The organism is Rhodovulum marinum, assembly GCF_004343075.1.
In the GTDB taxonomy this organism is placed as follows: domain Bacteria; phylum Pseudomonadota; class Alphaproteobacteria; order Rhodobacterales; family Rhodobacteraceae; genus Rhodovulum; species Rhodovulum marinum.
In genome coordinates this window covers 173,801-191,632 of the sequence record NZ_SLXP01000004.1, presented here as the reverse complement: position 1 = coordinate 191,632, position 17,832 = coordinate 173,801, and the positions used below count along the sequence as shown (strand labels likewise).

Annotated in this window: 15 protein-coding genes; 9 read left to right on the top strand and 6 right to left on the bottom strand. The window is 69.8% G+C overall.

Annotated features, from left to right (window positions below; all coding sequences use genetic code 11):
* Positions 1-639, top strand: coding sequence for an aspartate/glutamate racemase family protein (locus tag EV662_RS08685; RefSeq protein WP_132461770.1), 639 nt, complete (start codon positions 1-3; stop codon positions 637-639).
* A gap of 7 nt (positions 640-646) precedes the next feature.
* Here the strand turns inward: EV662_RS08685 and EV662_RS08680 are convergent, their stop codons facing one another.
* Positions 647-2,263 (bottom strand): FAD-dependent oxidoreductase, encoded by a 1,617-nt coding sequence (locus EV662_RS08680; RefSeq protein WP_132461769.1) that lies wholly within the window; start codon positions 2,261-2,263, stop codon positions 647-649.
* Between the two features lie 117 nt (positions 2,264-2,380).
* On the opposite strand from EV662_RS08680, the gene EV662_RS08675 reads away from it, so the two are divergent.
* From EV662_RS08675 to EV662_RS08665, 3 genes are read left to right on the top strand one after another with little or no spacing between them, the layout of a single operon-like run.
* Positions 2,381-2,881 carry a TRAP transporter small permease subunit gene (locus EV662_RS08675; protein ID WP_132461768.1) on the top strand — a complete coding sequence of 167 codons (501 nt, stop codon included), beginning with the start codon at positions 2,381-2,383 and terminating at the stop codon, positions 2,879-2,881.
* The gene (locus EV662_RS08670; protein WP_243695810.1) at positions 2,878-4,419 is read left to right on the top strand and encodes a TRAP transporter large permease; all 1,542 of its coding nucleotides are present in this window, start codon (positions 2,878-2,880) and stop codon (positions 4,417-4,419) included. The genes EV662_RS08675 and EV662_RS08670 overlap by 4 nt, the downstream gene beginning before the upstream one ends.
* Before the next feature lie 17 nt (positions 4,420-4,436).
* A complete protein-coding gene (locus EV662_RS08665) occupies positions 4,437-5,501 on the top strand; it encodes a TRAP transporter substrate-binding protein (RefSeq protein WP_132461767.1) in 1,065 nt (354 codons plus the stop codon).
* Positions 5,502-5,612: 111 nt separating this feature from the next.
* Here EV662_RS08665 and EV662_RS08660 read toward each other — a convergent pair whose 3' ends face one another.
* From EV662_RS08660 to EV662_RS08645, 4 genes are all read right to left on the bottom strand, one after another.
* Complete coding sequence (locus tag EV662_RS08660) at positions 5,613-7,157, bottom strand: tripartite tricarboxylate transporter permease (protein ID WP_132461766.1); 1,545 nt, start codon at positions 7,155-7,157, stop codon at positions 5,613-5,615.
* Positions 7,158-7,166: 9 nt separating this feature from the next.
* A complete protein-coding gene (locus EV662_RS08655) occupies positions 7,167-7,598 on the bottom strand; it encodes a tripartite tricarboxylate transporter TctB family protein (protein ID WP_132461765.1) in 432 nt (143 codons plus the stop codon).
* A gap of 52 nt (positions 7,599-7,650) precedes the next feature.
* On the bottom strand, positions 7,651-8,640 hold the full coding sequence (locus EV662_RS08650; RefSeq protein ID WP_132461764.1) for a Bug family tripartite tricarboxylate transporter substrate binding protein: 990 nt from the start codon (positions 8,638-8,640) through the stop codon (positions 7,651-7,653).
* Between the two features lie 145 nt (positions 8,641-8,785).
* On the bottom strand, positions 8,786-11,149 hold the full coding sequence (locus EV662_RS08645) for a calcium-binding protein (RefSeq protein WP_132461763.1): 2,364 nt from the start codon (positions 11,147-11,149) through the stop codon (positions 8,786-8,788).
* 227 nt (positions 11,150-11,376) lie between these two features.
* On the opposite strand from EV662_RS08645, the gene EV662_RS08640 reads away from it, so the two are divergent.
* The 5 genes from EV662_RS08640 (at position 11,377) to EV662_RS08620 (ending at position 16,938) form a co-directional block, all read left to right on the top strand.
* Positions 11,377-12,888, top strand: coding sequence for a malonate--CoA ligase (locus EV662_RS08640; protein ID WP_132461762.1), 1,512 nt, complete (start codon positions 11,377-11,379; stop codon positions 12,886-12,888).
* A 117-nt stretch (positions 12,889-13,005) separates the two neighbouring features.
* Positions 13,006-13,665 (top strand): paraquat-inducible protein A, encoded by a 660-nt coding sequence (locus tag EV662_RS08635; RefSeq protein ID WP_132461761.1) that lies wholly within the window; start codon positions 13,006-13,008, stop codon positions 13,663-13,665.
* On the top strand, positions 13,644-14,297 hold the full coding sequence (locus tag EV662_RS08630; protein WP_243695809.1) for a paraquat-inducible protein A: 654 nt from the start codon (positions 13,644-13,646) through the stop codon (positions 14,295-14,297). Before EV662_RS08635 ends, EV662_RS08630 begins: the two co-directional genes overlap by 22 nt.
* Positions 14,294-16,378 carry an MlaD family protein gene (locus EV662_RS08625; protein WP_132461760.1) on the top strand — a complete coding sequence of 695 codons (2,085 nt, stop codon included), beginning with the start codon at positions 14,294-14,296 and terminating at the stop codon, positions 16,376-16,378. The genes EV662_RS08630 and EV662_RS08625 overlap by 4 nt, the downstream gene beginning before the upstream one ends.
* Before the next feature lie 2 nt (positions 16,379-16,380).
* Positions 16,381-16,938, top strand: a complete 558-nt coding sequence (locus EV662_RS08620) for a PqiC family protein (protein ID WP_132461759.1) — start codon at positions 16,381-16,383, stop codon at positions 16,936-16,938.
* Between the two features lie 174 nt (positions 16,939-17,112).
* Here EV662_RS08620 and EV662_RS08615 read toward each other — a convergent pair whose 3' ends face one another.
* Positions 17,113-17,766, bottom strand: a complete 654-nt coding sequence (locus tag EV662_RS08615; RefSeq protein ID WP_132461758.1) for a nucleoside/nucleotide kinase family protein — start codon at positions 17,764-17,766, stop codon at positions 17,113-17,115.
* Between the last annotated feature and the right edge of the window lie 66 nt (positions 17,767-17,832).

Sequence of the window (17,832 nt, the reverse complement as noted above, 5' to 3'; positions counted from 1 at the left end):
ATGCCCCTGGTCATCATCAACCCCAATTCGACCGTCGCGATGACGGAGTCGATCCTCGCCATGGCGCGGGCCACCCTGCCCGGCGCCGAAATCGAGGGCTGGACCTCGCATGACGGCCCGCCCGCGATCCAGGGCGAGGCCGACGGGCGGCTGGCCACGCCGCCGCTGCTGGACCTGGTGGGGCGGGCCAGCGACGTGGGCGCGTCGGGCATCGTGATCGCGTGCTTCGACGATACCGGGCTGGAGGGGGCACGGCGGCGCGCCGCCTGCCCGGTGATCGGCATCGGGCAGGCCGCGTTCCACACCGCCGCGCTGCGCGGCTGGCGGTTCTCGGTGGTGACCACGCTGGCGGTCTCGGTTCCGGTGATCGAGGCAAACCTGCACGCCTATGGCCTGATGCACATGGTCGGCCGGGTCCGCGCCAGCGAGGTGCCGGTGCTGGCCCTGGAACACGACCCCGACGCTGCCTGCGCCCGCATCGCCGAGGAGGCCGCCCGCGCCGTGGCCGAGGACGGCGTGGACGGCATCGTACTGGGCTGTGCCGGCATGGCGCGGATCACGCGCTATCTGCGCGGGCATCTGCCCGTCCCGGTCATCGACGGTGTCGAAAGCGCGACCCGGTTGGTTTCCGTGCTGTGACCCGCCCTCAGTCCGAGGCCGGCGGCCATTGCGCGCCGCGCTCTTCCATGTAGGGGCGGAAATATTCGCGGAACGCGGGAAAGCCGTCGGCCAGCATCATGAATTCCTCGCGGTTCATTACCAGAACCTTGGTGTCCTCGACCGCGCGCACGGTGGTCTTGCGCCGCGTGGCCCCCAGGATCAACCGTTCACCGAAATGCCCGCCGGGGCCGATGACACGCGTCACCGTCTCGCCGGTCTGCGGATTGACGCGGTCCATCTCGACCGCGCCCGAGACCACGGTAAAGAACCCGTCCGACCGGTCGCCCATGTTGTAGATGCGGTCGCCCGCCCGGTAATAGACATAGCGCAGCGGCGGTTTCGTATAGGCCTTGATCTGCACCAGGCTGCGCGCGCCCAGCATGTCCAGCGACCAGTTGACCATGACCTTGATCCGGGTGCCCATCCCCGGCAGCAGCGCCAGGTAATAAGACCGCCAGATCACCCAGGCCGGGAACCCGGTGATCTGAATGCCGAACACCTCGGCCACGCCGCGCTTGGCCCCCAGCGAGGCAAGCGAGCCGCGTGACTTGTAGGAAAACGGCTGCACCGGTTTGCCGGCCACGGCGGCGGCGATGTTCTTGGCGATCCGCTTGGCCTCGCGCACGGCGAACTGCGCGGTCGGCGGGGCGAAGTCGAACCGCTCGCTTGCCCCCTCCTTCAGCGGGATCAGCGCGCAATCGCCCAGAGCCCAGACATTGTCATACCCCGGAACGCGCAGCGTGCGATCGACGGCGATGCGGCCATGCTGGCTGGGCAGGCCCATGCGCGACACGACGCGCAGCGGCGCGTTGCCGATGGTGGCGACGATGGTGCGGGTGTCGATCACCTCGCCGTCACTGGTCACCAGCTGGCGCGCGGTGGCGCTGGCCACGCCGGTCTTCAGCTTCAGTTCGATGCCGTGTTTGCGCAGGTGCCCCGCGGCGTAATCCGCAAGCTTTTCCGGCATCTCGTTCAGGATGCGGGGGGCGTATTCCACCAGTAGGACGCGCACCTCGGACGGGTCGATCTTGGGATAGAAGGGCAGCGATCGGTCGATCAGCTCCTTCATCTCGCCCACGGTTTCCACCCCCGAGAACCCGCCGCCCACCACCGTGAAGGTCAGGGCGCCGCGCTTGGTATCCTCCAGCGGCGTCACCTGGGCATGTTCCAGTTGCTGGATCACGTGCTCGCGCAGGCGGCGGGCATCCTCCAGCGTCTTCATCTTCAGCGCGTGTTCTTCCAGCCCGGGCATGCGCGACAGGTCCACTCCCTGGCCCAGCGCGATCACCAGGTGGTCATAGGGCACCTCGACCGGCATCCGCTGGATGCCCTGGAACACGGTGATGACCTTGCGCGCGAAATCGACGCTGTCGACCGTGGCCTTGCGCACGAAGACGCCCTTCAGCAGGAACCGCAGCGGCGAGACCGCGTGGCCCGGCGTGATCGAGCCCGCGCCCACCTCGGGCAGCAGGGGCTGAAAGACGAAATAGTTCTCGGCATTGATAAGTTCGACTTCCGCAGCCCCGCGCAGCCGCTTCTTCAGCGCCCGCGCCGCGTACATGCCGCCGAACCCGCCCCCGAGAACCACGATCCGAACCGTCATCGGCCCCTCCTTCTTGCTGCGCCGCAGCATAACGCATCGACCGGCAAGGGCCAGCGCCATTCCACGCATGGCACGATTGCGCCCATCGCACGGCTGTGGCAAGGCCCGCCCATGCAGATGCGCCGCTCCCTTTCCGCCTATCTCGCGCTCTGCCGCTGGCTTGACCGGGCGGCGCTGGCCGCCTGCGTGGCGGCGGGGCTGTTCCTTGTGGGGGCGGTGCTGGCCATCGTGGTGCTGCGCTATGGCTTCGGCCTGGGTTTCATCCAGTTGCAGGATGCAGCCGGCTATGCCTTTGCGGTGCTGATGGTCCTCAGCCTGCCGGTGACGCTGGCGCGGGGCGGCCATGTCCGGGTCGAGGTCATCTCGGAACGCCTGCCCGCGGCCTATTTGCGCGCGGCCGACGCGGTGGCGCTGGTGCTGTTCCTGGTCCCCGTGTTCGGGCTGATGATCCGGGCGTTCTGGCCCGATCTTTCCTATGCCTGGTCGATCCGTGAGGGGTCCGTCGAAACCGGCGGCCTGCCGGGGCTCTACCTCGTCAAGACGGCGCTGCCGCTGGCCGCGATACTGATGATCCTGCAAGGCGTCGCGCAGGTTCTGGGCCGGAGGGCGGCGGAGTGACCGGGGCCGAGGGCTTTCTGCTGGCCATGGGCCTTGGCCTCTTCGCGGGTATCCTCAGCGGTATTCCGGCGATGCTGGCCATCGCGGGCGTGCCGCTGGTGACCGCGCTGATCGGCGCGGCGGCGGGCGTATTCGACCTGAATTTCCTCAACTTCTTCCCGGCACGGGTCTGGGGCGTGATGTCGAACCGCCTGCTGATGGCGGTGCCCCTTTTCGTGCTGATGGGGGTGCTGCTGGAACGCGCCCAGCTGGCCGAACGCATGCTGGGCGTGCTGGCGCGGATGACCGGCGGCTCGCCGCGCGGCATGGCGCTGGGCGTGCTGGCCTTTTCCACGCTGATCGCGGCGTCGACCGGCATCATCGGGGCCACGGTGGTGATGCTGGTGCTGATCGGCCTGCCCGCGATGCGCGGCGCGGGCATCGACAAGCGGCTGGCGGCGGGGCTGATCTGCGCCTCCGGCACGCTGGGCCAGGTGATCCCGCCCTCGATCGTGCTGGTCCTCCTGGGCGACCAGATCGGCAACGTTTACCTCGAGGCGCAGCAGGCGGCGGGCAATTTCGCCCCCGACGCGGTGTCGGTGGGCGACCTGTTCGCCGGCGCGCTGATCCCCGGGCTGATGCTCGTCGCCTTCTACGCCGCCTATGTCGCACTGCGCCTGCGGCCCGAACCGGGCCCCGCCCCGGCCCCCCGCGCACCTGTCGGCGCAGGCGAGATCGTGTTCACCTTCCTGCCGCCCGTCCTGCTGATCCTCGCCGTCCTCGGCTCGATCCTCGCGGGTGTGGCCACCACGACCGAGGCCGCGGGACTGGGCGCGGTGGGCGCGGCGCTTCTGGCGGCCCATGCCGCCGAACCGCAGCGCGCCGGGCGCTGGCTGATCGCCGCGGCGGGGCTGGCGGCACTTGCGCTGGTGGGCCTGGGCATGGCCGGGCTGGGCCGCGCCACCCCCGGCAGCCCTGCCGCGCTGGTCGCGCTGGGGGCGGCGCTGCTGATCGCGCTGGGCACGCTGTGGGCAAGTGGGCGGCTGTGGCGGGCGGGTGTGCTGGGCGGTGCGATGGTCGATACGGTGCGCATCTCGGGGATGGTGTTCGGCATCGTGGTCGCGGCCTCGCTTTTGTCGCTGGTGTTCCGCGGCTTCGGCGGCGACCACCTCGTGGCGCAGTGGATGGGGTCGCTGCCGGGCGGCACTCTGGGGGCGGTCGCGCTGGTGATGGCGCTGATCTTCCTGTTGGGCTTCATCCTGGAGGCGGTCGAGATCATCTATATCGTCGTGCCCCTGCTGGGCCCGCCCATCCTGGGCACCGACATCTCGCCGGTGTGGTTCGCCATCCTGATCGCGATGAACCTGCAGACCAGCTTCCTGACGCCGCCCTTCGGCTTTGCGCTGTTCTATTTCCGCTCGGTCGCGCCCGCCGATATCACCACGCTGGATACCTACCGGGGCGTGGTGCCCTTTGTCCTGTTGCAGCTGGCCGCCCTTGGGGTTCTGATAGCATGGCCCGCGCTGGCCACTTGGCTGCCGGACCTGATTTTCCGCTGAGACACGAGAGGACCGACATGGACCGCAGACGCTTCCTGAAAACCGGCGCGGGCGTGACCGCCGCCGGCGCGCTGGCCAGCCCCGCCATCGCCCAGGGCAAGATCACCTGGAACCTGCCCACGGCATTCCCCAAGAACGCGCCGGGCGTGGGCACCAACGTGCAGAATTTCGCGGCCCGCGTGGCGGCGATGTCGGACGGTCGGCTGAGCTTCACCGTCTACGGCGCGGGCGAACTGGTGCCGCCCTTCGGGGTCGAGGACGCGGTTCAGGCGGGCAACGCGCCCGTGGGCCACGGGCCGACCTATTACGCCGCCGGCAAGAACCCCGCGCTGCACTGGTTCACGGGCGTGCCCTTCGGCATGACCTCGAACGAGCATTTTGCCTGGCTGCGCTGGGGCGGCGGGCAGGAAATCTGGGATGAAATCTATGCCCAGCGGGGACTTAAGCCGATCTACTCGGGCAATTCGAACACCCAGTCGGGCGGCTGGTTCAAATCCGAGATCGGGTCCGTGGCGGACCTGTCGGGGCTGAACATGCGGGTCGCGGGGCTGGGTGGCGAGATCTACCGCAAGCTGGGCGTGAACGCGGTGCTGATGCCGCCGCCCGAGATCTTCCAGGCGTTGCAATCGGGGGCGATCGACGCGGCCGAATGGGTGGGGCCGATGCTGGACCAGGCCTTTGGCCTGCAGAAGCTGACCGACATCTGCTACGTGCCCGCCTTCAACGAACCGGGGGCGGGGCTGGCGGTGGTGTTCAACCAGGATGCCTGGGCCGAACTCAGCCCTGATTTGCAGGCGATTTGCGAGTCTGCCGCCCTGACCGCGGCGCTGGAGGTGCAGGCGCAGTTCGACTATTTCAACGCGCGCGCGATGGCCGATCTGAAGACGCAGGGGGTGCGGTTCCTGCCCTTCCCGGACGACGTGATCGCGGCGCTGAGAACCGCCTGGGGCGAGGTTCAGGACGAGTTGACCGCGGCGAATCCGGACGTGGCCAAGGTGCGCGAAAGCTATGATGCCTACCTGGCGGAGGCGCGCGATTATGCCGGGGCGATGACCCTGCCGCTTCTGGCGGGGCGGGTCTGAGGGGGCGGAAAACCCCGGATTCGGCGATATGAATTCCATATGAATCGCATATGAATCCCATATGACTTTTTTCGGACTCCGGCGGCGCCCCACGGCACCGCCGGGGCCGGGTCAGTCGCGGGTCAACCCGCCCTCGGAATCCTCGGGGATGCGCATCCGCCGCTTGAGCCGGGCGCCGAACAGGATCGGCAGCACGAAGCCCACCACCGCGATGGACCACAGCCCGATGGACAGCGGCGAGCCGACCAGCACCCCGTAATCGCCATTCGCGATCTCGACGGCGCGGCGGAAATTCACCTCCATCTCGTTACCCAAGAGCGTGCCGAGGATCACCGGCACCAAGGGCACGTCGAGCTTGCGCAGCACCCAGCCCAGAACCCCGAACCCGACCATCACCAACAGGTCGAAGCTGGACCCGGAAATCCCGTAGATCCCGACGAAGGAGATCATCGCCACGATCGGCATCAGGATGCGCGGCGGGACCAGCAGCACGCGGGTGAACAGCCCCACCATGGGAATGTTCATCGCCAGCAACATGAAGTTCCCGATGAACAGCGCCGCGATCAGGCCCCAGACCACGTCGGGGTTGTTGGTGAACAGAAGCGGCCCCGGCGTGACGTTCAGCGCCAAGAGAACCGCCAGCAGCACCGCGGTGGTCCCCGACCCCGGCACGCCAAGCGCCAGCATCGGCACCAGCGCACCGCCCGCGGCGGCGTTGTTGCCGGCCTCGGGCGCCGCGACGCCGCGCGGGTCGCCCGTGCCGAATGTCTTGTCCCGGTCGACCAGCCGCTTTTCCATCGTGTAGGAAATGAACGAGCCCAGCGACGCCCCCGCCCCCGGCAGCACCCCCGCGATGAAGCCCAGGATCGTGGTCCGCCCCATGGTGGGGATGCAGGACCGGATCAGCGACCAGGGCGGGATGATGCGGCCGATCTGGACCTTGGGTTTCGTGGAAATGTCGCGGTCGGTGCCGCGATGTTCGAGGAAGACGAACACCTCGGACAGGGCGAACAGCCCGACGATGGCCACGAGGAAGTCGATCCCGTCGTAAAGGTGCACCTCGCCGAAGGTAAAGCGCGGCACGCCGGTCTGGGTGTCGACGCCGACCATGGCAAGCCCCAGGCCCAGCGCCGCGGCGAAGGCGGATTTCGCCTGGTTGGTGGCCGAGATGCCGCCCAAGGTGGCGAAGGCCAGGGTGAAGAGCGCGAAATATTCCGCCGGGCCGAACAGCAACGCCACCTTGACCAGTTGCGGCGCCAGCAGCACCAGCCCCCAGGTCGCGAAGAAGGCGCCGACGAAGGACGCCACGCCCGAGAGCGCCAGCGCCTCGCCCGCGCGGCCCTTTTGCGCCATGGGATAGCCGTCGAGGCAGGTCATCATCGCCGGTTCGTCGCCGGGGATGTTCAAGAGGATCGAACTGATCCGGCCGCCATACATCGCCCCGAAATAGACCGAGGTCAGCAGGATCAGCGACGGCGTGGGGCCAAGCCCAAGGGTGAAGCCCAGCGGGATCAGGATGGCCACGCCGTTCGACGGCCCCAGCCCCGGCAGCGCCCCCATGATCGTGCCGAGGAAACAGCCCATCAGCGCGAGGCCGAGGTTCTGGAAGGTCAGCGCGACCGCGAAGCCGTCGGCGAGATTGGCAAGTGTGTCCATGGCCGCCCCCTAGAACCCCAACGGCCCGCGCGCCAGGCTGAGGCCCAGGATCAGCCGGAAGATGACGTAGATACCGAGAGAGGTGCCGACCCCGATCGCGATGCTTTCCAGCGGGCGCGAGCCCAGCCGCCAGGTCAGGTAGGCGGCGGCGATGGCGGTGGCGATGACGAAGCCCAGTTCGGGCAGCGCCAGCGCATAGGCGACCATCACAAGGGCGGCCATGGCGATTTCCGCCAGCCGGCCCGCGCGCGGCCAGTCGGGGTCGGGGTCGGGTTTCAGCAGGAACCACAGCGAGGAAATCCCCATCACCGCGGCGATGATCCACGGGAAGACCTTGGGCCCGACCGCATCTGTCAGGAAGCTTTCCTGGATGATCGCGGCCTGCCAGGCGAAGAAGATCGCCAGCACCAGCCCGATGCCGCCGAAGATGCGGTCGCTCATGGCCCCCTCCCTGTGGCGTGGGGGCGCCCGCGGGGGGCGCCCCCGTTTGGCGCTATTTCAGGATGCCGATCTCGCGCGAAAGGCTTTCGATGCTGGCGACCGAGTCGGCCACGAAGGCCTGGAACGCATCGCCCTGAAGGTCGAGGGGGGCGAGGCCGTTGGTCTCCATCACGGATTTCCACTCGGGGCTGTCGTAGAGCGTGGCGATCTGGGCCACCCAATAGGCATAGGCCGCGTCGGACATGGCCCCCGGCGCGTAGAAGCCGCGCCAGTTGGCGCCGATGGCGTCGATCCCCTGTTCGCGCGCGGTGGGGAAATCGGCGAATTCACCGGGCAGGCGTTCGGGGGCAAGCACCGCCAACACCTTGATATCGCCCGATTCGACGAAGCCCTTGGCCTCGGACAGGTCACCGGTAAAGGCCTGGAGCGAACCTGCCAGAAGTTGCGTGACCGCCTCGCCGCCGCCGGCAAAGGCGATGTATTTCACGGCGCGGACATCGGTGAGGCCGGCCTTTTGCGCGGCGATCAGCACCTTGAGGTGGTCCCAGCCGCCCACGGCGGACCCGCCGCCGATGGCGATCGAGGTGGGGTCGGATTTCATCTGGTCCATCAGGGCGGGCAGGCTGTCGATCTCGCTGTCGGCGGCAACGGCGATCACGCCGTAATCGGCCCCGACCGCGCCGATCCAGCGGACCTGGTCCATGGTGTTGCCCGGATAGGCGTTCTGCGCCAGCCGCGTGGCGGTGGCCGAGGACGCCGCCACGATCAGGTCGTTGTCGTCGTTACGCTTGTTGACCACCTCGGCATAGGCGACGCCGCCGCCCCCGCCCGACAGGTTCACGACCTGCATGGTGGACGGGATCAGGCCGAGATCCTGCAAGGTCTTGCCGACCTGCCGGCAGGTGAAGTCCCAGCCGCCGCCCGGGTTGGCGGGCGCGATGCATTCGGGGTTCTCGGGGGTGAAATCCTGGGCCTGCGCGGCCAGGGGTACGGCGGCAAGCGCCAGCACGGCCAGCCCGCGCCGGATCGTGTCGAGTTTCATCGGTGTCCTCCCATGTCGTCCGCCCTTGGGGCGGTCGGTTTTTTCGCGGGGCCGGGCACGCCTGCGCGCCGCCTCCCCCTGCCCCAAGTGTTAAGGCAAGCGGTTGCGCAGGTCCATGGGTTTGCGCGCGGCCGGGGCCGCGGGATCAGAGCAGGAAATCGGCCGCGGAGAGGTCGGCGGCGTCGAGCCCCAAGAGCGTGATGCTGCCGCCCGCCGCGTCGATCCGGGCGCCCTGGTCGGTGTCGGTCACGTGGGCGGCGAGGAAATCGGGGAAGCTCGTCCCCAGGGCCAGGCCCGACAGGTCGATCACGTCGAGCCCGGTTTCGAAATCGCCGATCCGGTCGGCGCCGAAACCGGCCGCGGCGAAGACGAAGACATCGGCGCCCGCGCCGCCGAACAGGTCGTCATCGTCGGCGCCACCGTCCAGCCTGTCGGCGCCCGTCCCGCCCGACAGCACGTCGTGCCCCGCCCCGCCCGAAAGCAGGTCGTCATCGGCGTCGCCCGCGAGAATATCGTTGCCGTCATCGCCCGACAGCACGTCATTGCCCGCGCCGCCATACAGAACGTCATAGCCGCCCTCGCCGATCAGCACGTCGTCGCCATCGCCGCCGAAGGCGGTGTCGCTGCCCAGCCCGCCATTGATCGTGTCGGCGCCCGCGCCACCGTCGATCCGGTCGTCGCCAATCTCGCCGAACAGCTGGTCGTCGCCGTCGCCGCCGTCGATCCGGTCGCGGCCCGTGCCGCCATAGACGATGTCGTTGCCGCCCTCGGCCATCAGCAGGTCGTCGTCGGCATTGCCATAAACCTTGTCGTCGCCCTCGCCGGCGAAAACGGTGTCGTCGCCCGCGCCGCCATAGATCTTGTCCTGGTCGTCGCCGCCCTCGATCCGGTCGGCGCCAAGGCCGCCGCGCAGCACATCGTTGCCGGTGCCGCCGTCCAGCATGTCGTCGCCATCGTCACCGATCAGCTTGTCGTTGCCGCCATGGCCGATCAGGATGTCCGCGCCAGTGGTGCCCGAGATCACGTCGGCGGCGGCGCCGCCCTCGACCGGGGTGGGGGCGGGCGGCGGGGCGGTCTTGGCAAGGCGCAGCATCACCACCTCGTAATCCATGCCCAGCGTGAAGGTAAGGGCGTCGCCCGTGACCTGGGGGGTGAAGCTTTGCAGATGCGCCTCTTCGTAGACCATCAGCTCCAGCCCCGTCGCATCGGGCGGGGTGTCCTGGGCCAGGACGGCGGTCAGGCGCACGGCCTCGAGCACGCTGGCCTGGTCGAGCAGGCCGAGGTCGAGCGTGATCCCCAGCCCGTCCGCGGCGATGTCGTTGGCGGCGACGAAGATCACCGCCTCGGCCGCGTTTTCCCACCCATAGGCCATGGCGAGGTCGTCGCGGGTGTTGGACTGGAACCCGTCGATCAGCTCCATCCCCGCGATGTTCTCGGCCATCAGTTTCAACAGCGCGCCGCCCGGGTCCAGCACCATGCCATCCGTGCCCTCGTAGGCAACGGCGTTATATTGCTTGCCCGCGATGCCCCAGATCGCGGCGGCGTCCATGCCGATGGACTGGTAGGTGGCGAAAAGTTCCAGATAGGCGCCCGCCGCGCGAAGGCCGTAATCCTGGTAGTTCAGATTCACGTCCTCGACGTCCTGCACCGCCTTGCCCACGTTCATCGCGGACATGAAGAGTTCGACGCCGTCGCCGCCGGCCGCCGCGATCGCCTGGCCCCAGTCGTCCAGGTAATCCTGCCGGTTCTGCCAGAGCGTTTCGCCGTAATCCTGCGCGTCGGCGTTCGGGTCGTCCTCGACCCGGTCGATGGCGTCGAAGTTGAAGGGCAACGCGTGCGCCACCAGGCTGTCGATCTGGGCCAGGTTCCCGGGCGCGATCTGGGCGCGGATGGCGGCGTCGTCGCTGGCGGTGTGGCCCATCTGGACGGCGATGGACAGGTCGGCGCCGATGCGGTTGATCTGGGGGTCGTCCAGCGCGTCGGTGATGACGGCGATGAAGCGGTCGGCGATCTCGCCATACAGCGCGGGGTCATCGGCGAACGGCGCCAGCCCCATGTATTCATTGCCGATTTCCAGCATGAAATCGGCCGGCAGCGCGCCGTAGGCCCCCGACAACAGGTCGGCGAGAAAGGCCGCGAGGTCGGCCTCGCCCTGGGCGATATCCTGGGCATAGCGCGCGGTGGGCAGGATCATGGAAAAGGACAGGTCGCCCTGAACGCAATAGGCCAGCGTGTCGGCCAGGTCGGGCCGGTCGCGGTCGGGGTTGGGATTGTACAGCTGGGTGCCGTCGAACAGGCCCGGAATGTCGAGGCCGTAAACGTCGGGGTCGGTTTCGGACAGCGTGCCGCCGGGCCAGCGCAGCGCGGACAGGCCCAGTTCCGCGAATTGTTCGTCGAACTCGGCAAAGGCCGAATAGCCGGTCTGGATGCCGCCGAACTGGTCGGAGGTTACGGTTTCGGCCCCCGCGACGCGGTCGCCGAAGGCGATGTCGATTTGCAGATTGTCCATGGTCTTGCCCTCGCTGCTGGCCGCTGCGTCGGGGCCAGATCACCCGGCAAAAGTTAACAGGGCCTGAATGGGCGGGGGCGCGGCGCCCGGTGTTTTCGGAAAATTCCTGTGGATAAGCGGCGCGGCCCGCGACCCCGCGCGGGCTTTACCCGGGCGCGGGGATGGCCCAGAAGGGCGCCGGCCCGTTTCGGGGCCTGGATGCGCAACGATGTCAGGGAGACCCGCCCGTGGCGAACCCGCTTTACGACCGGCTTTTCGGCCAGCATGCCGGCAAGGACACGCCGTTCCTGCACCTGCCCGATGGGCGCACCATCACCCATGACGCGTTCCTGCGCCAGGCGGCGCGGTTCGCGCATGCGATCCACGCGCTGGGGCTGGGCCATGGCGACCGGCTGGCGGTGCAGGTGGCGAAATCGCATCACGCGCTGGCGCTGTATGCGGCCTGCGTGCAGGCGGGGGTGATCTTCCTGCCGCTGAACACCGCCTATACGCCCGCCGAGATCAGCTATTTCCTGGAGGATAGCGGCGCGGGGCTGTTCGTCTGCGACGGGGCGCATGTGGGCACGCTGGCGCGCGTGGCCGAGGCGGCGGAATGCCGGTTGGCGACGCTGAACGCGGACGGGTCGGGCAGTTTCGCGGTGGCCGCGCACGACATGCCCGAGGCGTTCGACACCGAGCCGCGGGGCGAAGAGAACCTGGCGGCGTTCCTGTATACCTCTGGCACGACGGGGCGGTCGAAGGGGGCGATGCTGACGCAGGGCAACCTGTTGTCGAATGCCGAGGCGCTGGCCGGGCTGTGGCGGTTCACGGCGGATGACGTGTTGCTGCACGCGCTGCCGATCTTTCACAGCCACGGGTTGTTCGTGGCGACGAATGTCGCGCTGTTGACGGGCGGTGCGATGATCCTGTTGCCGAAGTTCGAGGTGAACGCGGTGATCGCGGCGCTGCCGCGGGCCACGGCGATGATGGGGGTGCCGACGTTTTACACCCGGCTGCTGGACGATGCGCGGTTCACCCGCGACCTGGTGGGGCATATGCGGCTGTTCGTGTCGGGGTCTGCGCCGCTGCTGGCGGACACCCACCGGCAGTTCGAGGCGCGCACCGGGCACCGGATCCTGGAACGCTATGGCATGACGGAAACCAACATGAACACCTCGAACCCCTACGAGGGCGAGCGGCGGGCCGGCACCGTGGGATTCCCGCTGCCCGGGGTGGAGGTGAAGATCACCGATCCCGAGACGGGGGCCGAGCGGCCCCGGGGCGAAACGGGGATGATCGAGGTGCGCGGGCCGAACGTGTTCAAGGGCTATTGGAACATGCCCGAGAAGACGCGCGAGGAGCTGCGCGAAAACGGGTTCTTCATCACCGGCGACCTGGGCCTGATCGACGGGGAGGGATACGTGCATATCGTGGGCCGGGCGAAGGATCTGATCATCTCGGGCGGCTACAACATCTATCCCAAGGAAATCGAGATGGTGCTGGACGATCTGCCCGGCGTGCTGGAAAGCGCGGTGATCGGGGTGCCGCATCCCGATTTCGGGGAAAGCGTGGTGGCCGTCCTGGTGCCCGAGCCGGGCGCGGCGCTGGACGGGGCCGCGATCGCCGCGGCGGTGCGCGAGCGGCTGGCGGGCTTCAAGCAGCCGCGGCGGATCGAGATCGTCGACGCCCTGCCGCGCAACACCATGGGCAAGGTGCAGAAGAACGCCCTTCGCGACCGGTTCGCCGACGCCTTCGCCTGAGACGTGTGCCGGAAAGCGCTGGATAACGCCGCGCTGGCCCCTATGCTTGGGGACGAGCGCGCGGGTGTGCATGCCCGCGCGCCGCGCCCGCAACCGGACGACCGGAAAACCGCCAGAATGAGCGCCGCCCGCCCCCTGCCGCCCCACCGCACCGCCGCCCTTTCGGCGGAGGATTTGGCGGGGCTGATCGCCTGCCCGCGCTGCGACGCGGTCTATCGCGCGGTGCAGCCCGGCCACGGCGAACGCGCGGTCTGCGCGCGCTGTGAAACCGTTCTGATCGCGCCGCGCCGGCGGGCGGGCCAGCAACTGATCGCGGTGGCGCTGGCCGTCGTCGTGCTGGTGGTGGCGGCGACCATGGCGCCGTTCCTGGCCATCGAGGCGGGCGGGCGGGCGCATGCCAGTTCGGTGCTGGACGCGGCGCTGGCCTTTGCGACCGCAGGCCCGGCGGCGTTCCTGGCGCTGGCGGTCGCGGCGCTGATCGTGTTCATCCCCGTCCTGCGCGCCCTGCTGGTGATCTATGTCCTGGCGCCCATCGTGGCGAACCGCCCGCCCGCGCCGCGCGCCGCCGCCGCCTTCCGGTTGTCCGAGGATTTGCGCCCCTGGTCGATGGCCGAGATCTTTGCCATCGGCTGCGCGGTGGCACTGGTCAAGATCGCGGACCTGGCGCAGGTTCATTTCGGCCCGGCCTTCTGGATGTTCGCCGCCCTCGTCGGGCTGGTGGTGGTTCAGGACGGGTTCATGTGCAGGTATTCGGTATGGAAATCGCTGGAGCGCTGAGAACCGCGCGCGAGATGGGCCTGGTGGCCTGCACGCGCTGTACCCGGGTCTGGCCCGGCGGCACGGCGCGTTGCGGGCGCTGCGGGCACCGGCTGCATTCGCGCGAGCCCAAGGCGCTGCAACGGGTCTGGGCGTGGTGGGCGGTGGGGCTGATCGCCTATCTGCCCGCGAACCTGTGGCCGATGCTGGAAACCCGCACGTTGGTCTTGTCGCAGGAAAGCACCATCGTGGGCGGCGCCGTCGACCTGGCGCGGCACGGCAACTGGGGTATCGCGCTGGTGATCCTGGTGGCCTCGGTCGCGATCCCGGTGGGCAAGTTCCTGGCCATCGCCAGCCTGGCATTGGGCGTGCGGGGCGGCAGTGCCCTGCCCCGGCACCGGCGCCAGCAACTGTATGAAGTGGTGGAATATATCGGGCGCTGGTCGATGATCGACGTCTTCGTGGTGGCGATCCTGGCCTCGCTGGTGCAGCTGGGCGCGGTGGCGCAGGTCAGCCCCGGCCCCGCCAGCCTGTTCTTTGCGCTGTCGGTGATCTTCACCATGCTGTCGGCACAGGCCTTCGACAGCCGGCTGATCTGGGACGAGGACCCCGCGCCGCTGGCCCCGCCCCTGCCCGAGGGCCGCCCCGCATGACCGAGATGCCGCCCGAAACCCCCGTCGAACCCGCCCGCAAGAGCCTTTTGGAGCGGCTGTCCATCGTCTGGGTGATCCCGGCCGCGGCGCTGGTGATCGCGCTGGGGGTGGCGTGGAACAGCTATGCCGAACGCGGGCCGCTGCTGGAGTTGAGCTTTCAGACCGCCTCGGGCATCCGCGCGGGCGAAACCGAGCTGCGCTATCGCGACGTGACGGTGGGGCTGGTGGAAAGCGTGGCCTTTACCCAGGGGCTGGGACAGGTGCTGGTGGGCGTGCGGCTGGACCGCGACGTGGCCGAGTACGTGGATGACGACGCGCAGTTCTGGGTGGTGCGCCCCGAGGTGACGCCGCAGGGCGTGTCGGGCCTGGAAACCGTGCTGTCGGGCACGTTTATCGAGGGCATCTGGGACGAAACGCCCGAGGGGTTCATCGCCCGCCACGCGGCCGAGGCGCAGGCGCCGCTGAACCGCGAGGGGCGGCCGGGGCTGACGCTGCGGCTGCGGGCGGCGGGCATGGCCTCGCTGACCGAAGAGGCGCCGATCATCTATCGCGGGATCGAGGTCGGCCGGATCGGCCGGGCCGAGGTGTCGCCCGATGGCAGCACGGTCGAGGCCCGCGCCATCGTCTTTGCCCCGCATGACCGGATGATCTCGTCGGCGACGCGGTTCTGGGACACCTCGGGGTTCCGGTTTTCGCTGGGGCCCGGCGGGGCGCGGCTGGATTTCGATTCCATCGCCTCGCTGGTCTCGGGGGGGATCACCTTTCGCACGGTGGTGTCGGGCGGCGCGCCGGTGTCGGCCAATGCGCTGTTCACCGTCTATCCCGACGAAGCCGCGGCGCGCGCCAGCGTGTTCGGCGCCGAAACCGGCGAGACGCTGGTTCTGACCGCGATCTTCGAGGAAAACGTGGGCGGGCTGGCCGTCGACGCGCCGGTGGACCTGGGCGGGTTGCGCGTGGGGCGGGTAACCGCGCTGACCGGCATCGTGGATGCCGAACGGTTCGGCGACGACCGGGTGCGGCTGGCCGCGACGCTGGCGATCCAGCCCGGCCAGCTGGGCCTGGAGGACGGCGCGGGCCCCGAGGCGGCGCTGGCCTACCTGGAATCCCGCGTGGCCGAGGGGCTGCGCGCGCGGCTGGTGACGGCCTCGCTGCTGACCGGCGGGCTGAAGGTGGAACTGGTCGAGGTGGCGAACGCGGCCCCCGCCACGCTGGAAACCGACGCCGTGCCGAACCCGGTGATCCCCACCGCGCCCGCCGACATCGCCGATGTCGCGGCCACCGCCGAGGGTCTGTACAACCGGATCAACGCCCTGCCCATCGAACAGGTGATGGACAGCGCCATCGCCGCGCTGGACAACGTCGCGCGCCTGACCGGCAGCGAGGATATCCGCGCGGTGCCCGGCGAGGTGCGCGCGCTGCTGGGCGAGGCGCGGGGGCTGGTGGGATCCGAGGACACCCAGGCCCTGCCCGCGCGGCTGTCGGCGGCGGTGGGCGAGCTGGAAACGCTGGTGGCCCGCCTGAACGAAAGCGACACGGCCGGGCGGCTGACCGCGGCGCTGGACGCCGCGGCGGAGGCGGCGGCGGGCGTCGATACGGCACTGGCCGGGGTGCCCGGCCTGGTCGACCGGCTGAACGGGATCGCGGCGAATGCCGAAACCGTGCCGCTGGACGAGCTGGCCGGACGGCTGTCGGCGCTGCTCGACGCCGCAGACCGGCTGATCGACACGGATGCCGCACGCGCCCTGCCCGCCGACCTGTCGGCGGCGCTGGAGGAACTGCGCGCGGTGCTGGCCGAATTGCGCGAGGGCGGCGTGGTGGAAAACGCCAACGCCACGCTCGCCTCGGCGCGGTCGGCCGCCGATGACATCTCGGCCGCGGCGCAGGACCTGCCCGCGCTGCTGGCCCGCGCCCGCGCGGTGCTGGACCAGGCGGCGGCCACGATCCGCGGCTATGACGCCAGCCGCGGCGTGGGCCGCGACCTCGGCCCCGCGATCCGCGAGGTGGAACGCGCCGCCCGTGCTGTCAGCGCGCTTGCCCGCACGCTGGAACGCAACCCCAACTCGATCCTGTTCGGACGCTAGCGATGAACTACGCCCCCCTTGCCCTTGCCGCCCTGCTGGCCGCCTGTTCAGCCAGTCCCGCCCGCTATACCGTCCCCGAGGTCGAGGTGGCCGGGCCACGGGTGCCATCGATCTACGGCACGGTCGCGCTGCGCGAGGTGGCGCTGCCGGCCTACGCGGCCTCCGAGGAAATCCATTTCCGGGGGCCGGACGGCGCCCTGGCCTCGGCACCCGATGTGCTGTGGGCCGACGATCCGACACGGGCGATCACCGGCGACCTGGCGCGCGCACTGGGCCGGATCACCGGGGCGACGGTCGCCGCCGAGCCCTGGCCGTTCTTCGACCGCCCCGCCGCGACGGTCGAGATCCGCGTGTCGGACATGCTGGCCGAGGCGGACGGACGGTTCCGGCTGACGGGCCAGTATTTCGTGGCGCCCGAGACCGGGCGCCGCACCCGGTCAGGCAGCTTCGCCCTCGAGGCCCCGATCGCTGCCCCCGGCGGCCCGGCCCCGATCGCTGCCGCCCGCGGCCAGGCGGTCCGCGACCTTGCCACGCTGATCGCCCGGGACGGGCTGCGCTGACGGCCGCGATGCGGGGGGGGCTCTGCCCCCCGTCCTTCGGACTCCCCCCGGGATATTTCAAGCCAGAAGAAAGGGCGAGGTCTTCTTCTGGCTTGAAATATCCCCGGGGTCTGGGGGCGGAGCCCCCAGCCGGTCGCCTTGGCGAAGCCAAGGCGAAACCCGGAAGCGGGCACCTCAACGGATCGTGCCGTCGCGACCGATCACGCAATCCACCGGGCCGCGGGCCGCCACCACCCGGCGCGCGTTCGGGATGTCGTTGCCCAGCGCGCGTGCGCGCGCGGCGTCCGGCGCCAGCCCGTGGTCCAGCCAGCGCTGCACCAGGCGGCGCTCCAGTTCCGCCAGCGGCACGTCGAGGAAGACCGAGTGGTCCCAGAGCGCCGAAAGGCGCCGCCAGGGGGCCTCGTCGAGGCAGAGGTAGTTGCCCTCGACCACCACGATCCGGGTTTCGGGCGCGATTTCGGCGGCGCCGGCGATGGCGATGTCGCGGGCGCGGTCGAACACTGGCAGGATCACCCGCGCCTCGCTGCGCACGCGGGTCAGCATGGCCGCGAACCCCTCGAAGTCGAAGGTTTCGGGCGCGCCCTTGCGGGGCAGCAGGCCGCGCGGTTCCAACAGGCGGTTGTCCAGGTGGAACCCGTCCATCGGCAGCAGGACCGCCTGTTCCCCGCGGGCGGCCAGCGCGGCGGTGACCGCCGCGGCCAGGGTCGATTTTCCGGCCCCGGGCGGGCCCGCGATGGCCACGAGGCGTCGGGGCGCGGCTGGTGACAGCGCCGCGATGCGGGCGGCCAGGGCCGTCGCGGTGGCGGCGATGCGGGCGTCGGCGGTCATGGCGTCTGGTCTCCGTGTCGCGGGGCCGCCGATGGCCGCCGCGGCGCCACGAAACACCATCCGCTG